Origin of the sequence: Candidatus Allofournierella excrementigallinarum, assembly GCF_944388085.1 — a bacterium.
In the GTDB taxonomy this organism is placed as follows: Bacteria; Bacillota; Clostridia; order Oscillospirales; family Ruminococcaceae; genus Allofournierella_A; species Allofournierella_A excrementigallinarum.
Genome location: NZ_CALXHK010000071.1, coordinates 1 through 8421 on the forward strand (window position 1 = coordinate 1; position 8421 = coordinate 8421).

The window sequence follows — 8421 nt, forward strand, 5'->3', positions numbered from 1 at the left end:
GTAGCTTAGGCACGAGATGGAAGGAAAGCCGGACTGGCTGCACGGCTTTCCTGTCCAAATTTATTGTAATAGGAGCGGTCACGATGACCCATCGGGAAAATTTTCTGGCGGCCATGCGCCGCCAGCCCTGCGAGCGGGTGCCTTTTCAGTTTTCCTTCTGCGATTCGCTGAAGGCACAGCTGCTGCGCCGCTGCGGCACCGACGACGTGGTGCAGGCCTTTGACATGCCGGTGCAGTATGTGGAGCTGCCGTCGCCGGCGGTGATGCCGGACTACACCGCCTACCACAAAAACGCCGCCGAGCTGAGCTTCATCGACGAGTGGGGCGTGGGGCACAAGCGGGGCAGCGTGGCCCACTTCACCCATTTTTACTCCCCCATGGCCCAGTTCACCACCCCCGAGGAGGTGGAGGCCTACCCCTTCCCCGACGTGCTGAACGGGGCGCGGTGGGCGGATGTGGCCCGGCAGGTGGAGAAAGCCCACGGCGAGGGCCGGGCCGCCGCCTACTTTGCGGTGCAGGTGTTCGAGCCGGCCTGGTACCTGCGGGGGCTGGAGAACATGCTGATGGACTTTTTGACCGACGAGGAGATGGCCGCCGCCTGCATGGGCAAGATGTGCCGCATCCAGTGCGAGATCGCCCGGCGGGCGGCCCGCTGCGGGGTGGACATGGTGGTGTTTGGCGACGACGTGGGCAGCCAGCGGTCGCTGATGATGAGCCGGGAGGTCTGGCGGCGCTGGGTCAAGCCCGCCACCGCCGCCACCATCGCCGCCGCGAAGGAGGAAAACCCGGACGTCATCGCGATGTACCACTCCGACGGGGTCATCGACGAGATCATCCCCGAGCTCATCGAGATCGGGGTGGAGGTGCTCAACCCGGTGCAGCCGGAGTGCATGGACCCGGTGAAGGTCAAGGAGCTTTACGGCGACCGGCTGTCCTTCCTGGGCACGGTGGGCACCCAGACGGTGATGCCCTTCGGCACCCCCGGCGAGGTGCGGGAGACCGTGCGCCGGATGATCGAGACGGTGGGCCGGGGCGGCGGGCTGACCATCGCCCCCACCCACATGCTGGAGCCGGAAGTGCCCTGGGAGAACATCGAGGCCTTCCTCTCGGCGGTGAAGGAGTTCGGCGGCTATTGAGCGCAAAAAAGGGCATCCCCGGCGGGGATGCCCTTTTTCATGCTTTTTTAAGGGCCAGCGGGGCCACCGCGTAGCCGTCCACCAGCTGCGCCGGGCCTGCGGCCACCGGGATGGGCCGGGCGAAGATGGGCCCTTCGGGCACGAAGGTGTGGTATTCGCCGTTTTCGCCGCAGGGGTCCGCCCCCCGCTTTGCCATCTCGCCCAGAAGTTCTTCGGTGAGGGGCCGCCCGGCGAAACCGGCGGGCAGGCGGCGGGTGTCTACCACCGTGACGATGGGTTTGAAACCGCTGGCAAGGCACTCCTTCGCCAGCGCCAGGCGATCCTCCTGCCACAGGGGGAAGCAGGCCGCAAGGCCCGCGGCGCGGCAGCGCCCGGCGCCCCAGTCCAGATGGCCCTGGATGTCGATGTCGCCAAAGACGCAGGCCTCGGCCCCCCGCGCCTTTTCTTCGGCCAGCGCCGCCTCAAAGGCGGCGGCGTACTCCGGGCCGGTGGTGCGGATGAGGCGCACCGGCGCGCCCGCCGACCGCTCCACCTCCGCCAGCACCTCGGCGGGGGATGAGCAGCACCGGGTTCATGTCCGGCTCGGGGGCAAGGCCGCAGGCCGCCGCCGCGATGGCCTGGCTGCGGGCCATCCGCCGCCCGTCGGGCAGAAGGTGGGCGTTGTCGGAGATGTTCTGGGCCTTGAAGGGGGCCGCCCGCAGCCCCCGCCGGCGCATAAGCCGGCAGAGCCCCGTGACCAGCGTGCTTTTGCCCACGCCGGAGGCGGTGCCCAGCACCATCAGGGTTTTCGCTTTCTGTCCCATGGCGCTCACCGGGCGGGGTAGTTGCGGCTGACGTAGGGCACTTCCTCCACCCCTTCCGCCTCGTTGAGGTGGAGGGCCAGATAGAAAAAGTAGCCCGAAAGCAGGTTCGCCAGGTCCAGCAGGCGGCCGGGCACGTCGTGGCCCTTTTCCGCCCAGCGGTAGATGAGGCGCACCAGCTGCTTGCCCTGCACCCGCAGAAGGTGGGCGGTGCAGGCGGCCTCGCACCCCTGGGTCAGCACGAACAGCTTGCACCGCCCGCCGCAGCGCTCCTTCCAGCCGGCGGCCAGCTCCAGCAGGCGGGCGCACTCCTCTTCGGTGACGGTGAGGCGGGTGCGCAGGGTGGGGTTCATGTGGTAGATGAGCTCGCACACCCACAGCAGTTCCGCCTTCAGGGCCCCGTCCTTCACCAGCGAGCGCAGCAGGCCGGTGCGGCTGGCCATCTCGTCGGTGAGCAGCTCAAAGTCGCAGCGCAGGTCCTCGCCCGCGTCGCACAAAAAGGGGTAGGCCTCGTAGGGGCTTCGGTACAGGCTCATTTCAGTTCCTCCCATCGCGTCAGCGAACGGCGCATGTAGCCGCCCACATCCATCTGATACACCCGGTTCAGCGCCGCCGGGTCAAACTGCGCCGCGGGGCCGAAGTACACCGCCCGCCCCTCCTCCATGAACAGGAAGAGGTCGGCCAGGTCCAGCGCCAGGTTCACGTCGTGGAGCACCCCCACCACGCAGCGGCCCTCCCCGGCGGCCCAGTCCTTCAGTTCCTGCACCAGCTCCACCTGGTATTTCAGGTCCAGATGGTTGGTGGGCTCGTCCAGCAGGATGACCTGCGGGCACTGGGCAAAGGTGCGGGCCAGAAACACCCGCTGCAGCTGCCCGCCCGAAAGCTCGGTCACCAGCTTGTGACGCAGATGGGCCACGCCGGTGCGCTCCATGCACTCCAGGGCGATGCGTTTGTCCTCCGGCCCCGGGCCGGAAAAAGCGCCCCCCGCCTGGTGGGCGTAGCGCCCCATCAGCACCGTTTCATAGACAGTATAGGAAAAATACACGCTGCTGGTCTGGCTCAGCAGGGCCACGGTCCGGGCCGCCTGCCGGCGGGGCATGGAGGCAAGGTCCCGGCCCGCCACCGACACGCTGCCCCCGTGGGGCAGCAGGCCCGCCAGCGCCCGCAGCAGCGTGGTCTTGCCGCAGCCGTTGGGCCCCAGGACGCACAGCCGCCCCCCGGCGGGCACCTCGAAGGAGAGGCCCTTCACCACCGGCTCGCCGCCGTAGCCGCAGGCGAGATGTTCCGCTTTAAGCACAGGTCACCGCCTCCTTCGCCCGGCAAAATAGACATAGATGAAAAAGGGCGCGCCGATCAGCGCCGTGATGGAGCCGATGGGGATCTCCCGGGGCGGCATGAGGGTGCGGGCCGCCAAATCGCACAGCACCATGAAAGCGCTGCCGAAGAGCGCCGCCGCCGGGATGACCCGCCGGTGGGCCGCGCCGAAGAACCGCCGCACCACATGGGGCGCGATGAGGTCCACAAAGCCGATGATGCCCACAAAGGCGGTGGCGGTGCCGGTGAGCACCGCGATGGCCCCGATGAGCACCCATTTCATCCGCCGCAGGGCAACGCCCATGGCCTGGGCCTGCTCCTCGCCGAAGGTCATCACGTCCATCTCGCGGGAAAAGCGCAGGAAGAACAGAGTGCACAAAAGGGTCACCGGGGCCAGCACTGCCGCCTGGCTCCACTCCTTGGAGGAAAAACTGCCCAGCGTCCACAGGCTGATCTGCTGGGCGTAAAGGGGGGACAGGGTGGAAAGCAGGTTCATGATGGCGTTCAGAAACAGCGAGGCCACCATGCCGGTGAGCACGATGGTGGTGTTGGAGAGGCTGCGGTCCAGCCGGGTGGCAAAGCCCACCACCAGCACCACGGTGACCAGCGCGAAGGCGAGGCTCACCACGGGCAGCAGGAAGGCCCCCAACAGGCCCGAGGACGCCCCCGCCACGATGACCAGCGCGGCGCCCAGGCCCGCCCCGGCGGAAACGCCCAGCCCGAAGGGGGAGGCCAGGGGGTTGCGCAGCACCGACTGCATCACCGTGCCGCTGACCGCCAGCCCCGCCCCGGTGAGGAAGGCCATCAGCACCCGGGGCAGCCGCAGGTTGAACACAAGGCTGGGGTAGACCGGGTCGATGCCCTCGGGCAGGGGCGCACCGAAGAAGAAGTGGGCGAGGATGGCGCACACTTCGCCGGGGGGGATAAAGACGCTGCCGACCCCGACGCCCAGGATGAGGGCGGCGAGGGCGGCAGCGGCCAGCACCGACATTTTAGCCGCTGTCTTCATGGCCTTATTCCGCGCTGAACAGCTCGGGATAGACGGCCTTTGCCATCTGGTCCAGCGCCTTCACGATGTTCTGGTTGGACAGGGAGGAGGCCATGTTGTCGATATAGAACACCTGCCCGTTCTGCACGGCGCTCATGCCTTCCCAGCCGCTGCGGCCCAGGATCTCGGCCACGGGGTCGTCGATGTAGTTCACGTTGGTGAGGATGACGTCCGGGTCGGCGGCCACGATGGTCTCCGCCTCCACGGCCAGCCAGCCCTCCTGGCCGGCCAGGATGTTCTCGGCGCCGATGAGCTCGATCATCTCGTTCAGGAACACGCCGCCGCCGAAGCTGTACATGCTGGGGGCGGCGCCGATCTCAAAGTAGACGCTTTTCTTGTCGGTCACGGCGGCGCCGATGGCGGCGATGCGGTCCAGCTCGGCCTGCATGTCCGCCAGCAGGGCGTCGCCCTCGGCGCTTTTGCCCATGGCGGCGGCGATGAAGGCGATGTCCTCCTGGATGGCGGCGATGCTGCCGGCGGTGGGCACGCACAGCACGCAGACGCCCAGGTCCATCAGCTGCTGGTAGGGGTTCGACTGGTCATACAGGGTCATGTTGGAAACGAACAGCACGTCCGGCTTGAGGGCCGCCAGCTGCTCCATGTCCGGCTGCATCAGGTCGAAGGTGGGCACGCCCTCGGGCAGGCCCGCAAGCCCTGCGCTCTGGGTGTCGTAGCCCACGATGAGCTCGCCGCAGCCCAGGGCCACCAGCGTCTCGGCGATGGACGGAGCCAGCACCACAACGGAGCCGATCTCGTCGGGGATGTTCACCTCAGCGCCGCTGGGGTCGGTGCCGGGCTTTCCGGCGGCCGGGGCCGAAACGGACGAGGACGGGGCGGGCGCGGAAGCGGAGCCGGAGGCCGGCTGGGCGGCGCAGCCCGCGGCGCTGGCGGCCAGCGCCAGCGCGAGGATGAGGCTGAGAAGCTTTTTCATGGAATTACCTCCTGTTTTCCGGCAAAAACAAATCACCCTTCCACACACGAAAGGGTGACATTTGCTGAAAAACAGTCCAATTCATCCATCGTGAAGTGTACCCAAAGCAGGCTCAGCGATCCGACTCAGCGCGCGCAGCGCGCATCACGGCGGCGGGACCGTGCGGGATTCTCACCCGGCTTCTCTGAACAATGCCTGCCCGTTTATGCGAAAGTGTACTTTGATTTTGCTCTCGGTTTTGTGTGCGCGGCAAAATGCCGCGTGCCCTCATTATAAAAGCAGCGGGACGCCGCGTCAAGCGCCCCGGCGCTTTTCAGAAGAACATGCAGCCGGTGTAGGCCGAAAAGAACACCTTGCTGGAGGCAAGGTCTATGGTGACGGCCCTGCGGGCGGTCTCCTCGCAGGGGGCATGCAGGCCGCTGTTCAGCAGCAGCATCGCCGCGCCCCGCAAAGCCGCGTTGCCCAAAATGCGGGTGCGGGGCACCAGCACCTTCGGGATGAGGCCGATGGCCCCGGCGCTTTTCACGTCCAGATAGCTGCCGAAGCCCCCGGCGATGGAAAGGCTTTCCACCCGGTCAAAGCCCAGCCCGGCGGTCTGCGTCAGGGTGGCGAGGCCCGCCGCCACGGCGCTCTTGGCCAGCTGCACCGCCCGCACGTCCTTCTGGGTCAGCTGCACCTTGCCGCAGACGGGCGCGGGCTCCGGGTCCAGCAGGCCGCTCTCGTCCAGGCCGCCGGTGGCCAGCAGGCAGGCCAGCGCGTCCACCACGCCGCTGCCGCAGATGCCCTCGGCCTCGCCCCCGCCCAGCACATGGGCCGAAAGCGCGCCGCCTTTTACCGTGACGTGGTCCACCGCGCCCGCTTTCCCGGGCATGCCCATGGAAAGGCCCGCCCCCTCAAAGGCGGGGCCGGCGGCGGTGGAGCAGCAGGAGAGCTGACGCCCGTCCCACAAAACGATCTCGCCGTTGGTGCCGATGTCCGCCAGCAGATGCACGCCGCGCCGCCCGGTCAGGCCGGCGGCCAGCAGGGCGGTGGCGGTGTCCGCCCCCACAAAGGCGGAGATGCACCGGGGCAGATACACCGCCGCGCCGGGGCAGCAAAGGCCCAGGTCCGCGCCGGCGAGCGTCTCGCCGAACAGCCGGCCGGCCTCAAAGGGCGCGTGGGCCAGGCAGTCCGGGTCGGAGCCGGTGAGCAGATAGAGCATGGCGGTGTTGCCGGTGACGACAAGGGCGTCCGGCGCGCCGGCGGAAAGGCCCGCCTTGGCGTACATTTCCGCCAGCAGTTCGTTGATGCCCTGCCGCACGGCGCGGGCCAGTTCTTCGCCCTCGCCCCGGCGGGAGGCCTCGATGCGGCTGATGACGTCCGCGCCCCAGCGCCGCTGGGGGTTCATTTTGCCGGCCTGGGCCAGCAGCGCGCCGTCCGGGCCGTAGAGGCAGGCGGCCAGGGTGGTGGTGCCCACGTCCACCGCCGCGCCCGCCCGGCGGAACATGGGCGCGGGGGCGGGCAGGGCCTCGCTTTCGCCCAGGATAAAGGCGGGGGCGTCTGTGCCGGTGAGCACTTCGCAGTCGCCCAGCGCCCGGGCGCAGCAGGCAAGGCGCACCCCCCGGGCCAGCTCCTCGGCCGAAAGGGCGCGCAGCTCCTCGGGGGAGGGCTCGCTCAAAACACCCCGGGCCGCCACCCGGCACTTGCCGCAGCGCCCCGCCCCGCCGCAGGGGGCCTCGGGGGCCGCGTGGGCCGGCAGGCAGTCCAACAGCCGGGCGCCGGCCTCGGCGCGGCAGGCTGTGCCGTTGACGGTGATGGTGACCATGGCCGCCCTCACTCTCCTTTGCCGAACAGCACCGCCCCGAAAAAGGTGACGGTGTTCTGCCCGTTGATGTATTTCATGCCGGCCGCCTCGGCCAGTTTGGACACGTCCACGCCGTAGGTCTCCAGCGAGGCCAGGGCCAGGTCCGGGTGGCGGCAGGGCTCATTCGTGCGCCTGGCGCACACCTGGCACACATGGCAGCCTCCGGCCCCCAGCTGCAGCCAGCGGGGGAAAGCCCCTTCTCGCAAAATGCCGGTGAGTTTCTGGCTCAGCCGGCTGCTGCGGGCGGCGGCGTCCATCATGCCCTCAAAATCGAAGCTGTCTTCCAGCGGGTCCACCGTCTGATAGACCAGCGCCGTGTCGTAGCTTTGGGCCTCGGCCATCATCTCGTCGATGCCGCCCACGTCCGGCGGGCACATCCAGCAGCGGCCGTAGTTGCCGCAGGCGTTGGCAGCGCACACGTCCCGGAAAGCCCGGTCGAAGCGGATGTCCGCCACCGGCACAAAGGCTGCCCGGAACGCGCCCTCTTCCAGCACCCGCAGGCGCAGCGCTTCCTTCCACCCGCCGCTCATCGCGCGTAGAACTCCGCCACCGCGGCGAAGAACGCGTCGATGTTCTCCCAGCGGGAAAGGGGCGGGATGTCGCAGCCGGAGGAGATGACGAAGTTGGGGTATTCCCGGCAGGCCTCCATCACCTTCCAGGTGGCGGCGCGGATGGACGCGGGGGTGCCGCCCCGGAACTCGCCCGCCGGGTCCACGTTGCCCATGGCCACGGCGTGGGCGGGGATGTGGGGCATCATTTCGGCCATGTCGATGGCGTTGCCGAAATGGTAGGCGGCGGCCCCGGTGGAGAGGATGGAGTCGATCTGACGGATGACCGCCCCGCCGCAGTTGTGGTAGATCACCAGGAAGGAATCGTCCTGCACGGCGTTTACGATCTGCTTGACATAGGGCGCGGAGAACTCCTCCTCCAGCGCGGGGCTCAGCAGCCCGGCCACCGGCTCGGCGATGACCACGCCGTTCGCGCCCGCCTCTTTGAAGGCGCGGCAGTAATCGGTGATAAAGCGTGTGGATTTTTCCAGCAGGATGTGCACCATGTCCGGCTCGTCGTAGCACAGCACCATCGCCTCGGTCACGTCCATCAGGCGCGCGGCCAAAGAGAAGGGGCCGATGGCCCCGACAAAGACCGGCCGGTCGGTGATGCGCCCCGCCGCCTTGCGGATGACCTCCACGCACAGGCCGGTGCGGCCCGCGCCCACGGCGGGCACTTCCAGCGCCCGGGCCTGCGTCTCGTCGGCAACGATGCTGCCCACCACGGTGGGCACTTCCTCGTCGGACACACGGATCCCGGAACCGAAGCACTCGGCCTCCACCGAAAGGCCCATCAGGCTC

General features: G+C 68.5%; 10 protein-coding genes and 1 riboswitch. Of the genes, 1 reads left to right on the top strand and 9 read right to left on the bottom strand.

The features are described from left to right. Positions 1-83 precede the first annotated feature (83 nt). Positions 84-1136, top strand: a complete 1053-nt coding sequence (locus ACH2AT_RS10160; RefSeq protein WP_394965756.1) for a uroporphyrinogen decarboxylase family protein — start codon at positions 84-86, stop codon at positions 1134-1136. Between the two features lie 37 nt (positions 1137-1173). On the opposite strand, the gene ACH2AT_RS10165 is transcribed toward ACH2AT_RS10160, so the two are convergent. The 9 genes from ACH2AT_RS10165 to ACH2AT_RS10205 form a co-directional block, all read right to left on the bottom strand. Then, positions 1174-1668 (bottom strand): ATP-binding protein, encoded by a 495-nt coding sequence (locus ACH2AT_RS10165; RefSeq protein WP_394965758.1) that lies wholly within the window; start codon positions 1666-1668, stop codon positions 1174-1176. After that, a complete protein-coding gene (locus ACH2AT_RS10170) occupies positions 1598-1939 on the bottom strand; it encodes a hypothetical protein (protein WP_394965760.1) in 342 nt (113 codons plus the stop codon). Before ACH2AT_RS10170 ends, ACH2AT_RS10165 begins: the two co-directional genes overlap by 71 nt. Before the next feature lie 5 nt (positions 1940-1944). Then, positions 1945-2472, bottom strand: a complete 528-nt coding sequence (locus ACH2AT_RS10175; RefSeq protein ID WP_394965762.1) for a hypothetical protein — start codon at positions 2470-2472, stop codon at positions 1945-1947. After that, positions 2469-3233 carry an ABC transporter ATP-binding protein gene (locus ACH2AT_RS10180; RefSeq protein WP_394965764.1) on the bottom strand — a complete coding sequence of 255 codons (765 nt, stop codon included), beginning with the start codon at positions 3231-3233 and terminating at the stop codon, positions 2469-2471. Before ACH2AT_RS10180 ends, ACH2AT_RS10175 begins: the two co-directional genes overlap by 4 nt. A gap of 3 nt (positions 3234-3236) precedes the next feature. After that, positions 3237-4259 carry a FecCD family ABC transporter permease gene (locus ACH2AT_RS10185; protein ID WP_394965766.1) on the bottom strand — a complete coding sequence of 341 codons (1023 nt, stop codon included), beginning with the start codon at positions 4257-4259 and terminating at the stop codon, positions 3237-3239. Between the two features lie 4 nt (positions 4260-4263). Continuing rightward, the gene (locus ACH2AT_RS10190) at positions 4264-5229 is read right to left on the bottom strand and encodes an ABC transporter substrate-binding protein (RefSeq protein WP_394965768.1); all 966 of its coding nucleotides are present in this window, start codon (positions 5227-5229) and stop codon (positions 4264-4266) included. 68 nt (positions 5230-5297) lie between these two features. After that, a riboswitch (adenosylcobalamin (AdoCbl) riboswitch) is annotated at positions 5298-5442 on the bottom strand. A 100-nt stretch (positions 5443-5542) separates the two neighbouring features. Further along, complete coding sequence (locus tag ACH2AT_RS10195; RefSeq protein ID WP_394965769.1) at positions 5543-7033, bottom strand: ASKHA domain-containing protein; 1491 nt, start codon at positions 7031-7033, stop codon at positions 5543-5545. Between the two features lie 8 nt (positions 7034-7041). After that, complete coding sequence (locus ACH2AT_RS10200; RefSeq protein WP_394965771.1) at positions 7042-7602, bottom strand: DUF2284 domain-containing protein; 561 nt, start codon at positions 7600-7602, stop codon at positions 7042-7044. Then, positions 7599-8421 (bottom strand): uroporphyrinogen decarboxylase family protein (locus ACH2AT_RS10205; RefSeq protein ID WP_394965773.1); only part of this gene is annotated, 823 nt, incomplete at its 5' end. The genes ACH2AT_RS10205 and ACH2AT_RS10200, both read right to left, overlap by 4 nt.

Coding starts and splice junctions, on each gene's coding strand:
- ACH2AT_RS10160 (WP_394965756.1), top strand. CDS start 84: ATGACCCATCGGGAAAATTTTCTGGCGGCCATGCGCCGCCAGCCCTGC.
- ACH2AT_RS10170 (WP_394965760.1), bottom strand. CDS start 1,939: ATGGGACAGAAAGCGAAAACCCTGATGGTGCTGGGCACCGCCTCCGGC.
- ACH2AT_RS10175 (WP_394965762.1), bottom strand. CDS start 2,472: ATGAGCCTGTACCGAAGCCCCTACGAGGCCTACCCCTTTTTGTGCGAC.
- ACH2AT_RS10185 (WP_394965766.1), bottom strand. CDS start 4,259: ATGAAGACAGCGGCTAAAATGTCGGTGCTGGCCGCTGCCGCCCTCGCC.
- ACH2AT_RS10190 (WP_394965768.1), bottom strand. CDS start 5,229: ATGAAAAAGCTTCTCAGCCTCATCCTCGCGCTGGCGCTGGCCGCCAGC.
- ACH2AT_RS10195 (WP_394965769.1), bottom strand. CDS start 7,033: ATGGTCACCATCACCGTCAACGGCACAGCCTGCCGCGCCGAGGCCGGC.
- ACH2AT_RS10200 (WP_394965771.1), bottom strand. CDS start 7,602: ATGAGCGGCGGGTGGAAGGAAGCGCTGCGCCTGCGGGTGCTGGAAGAG.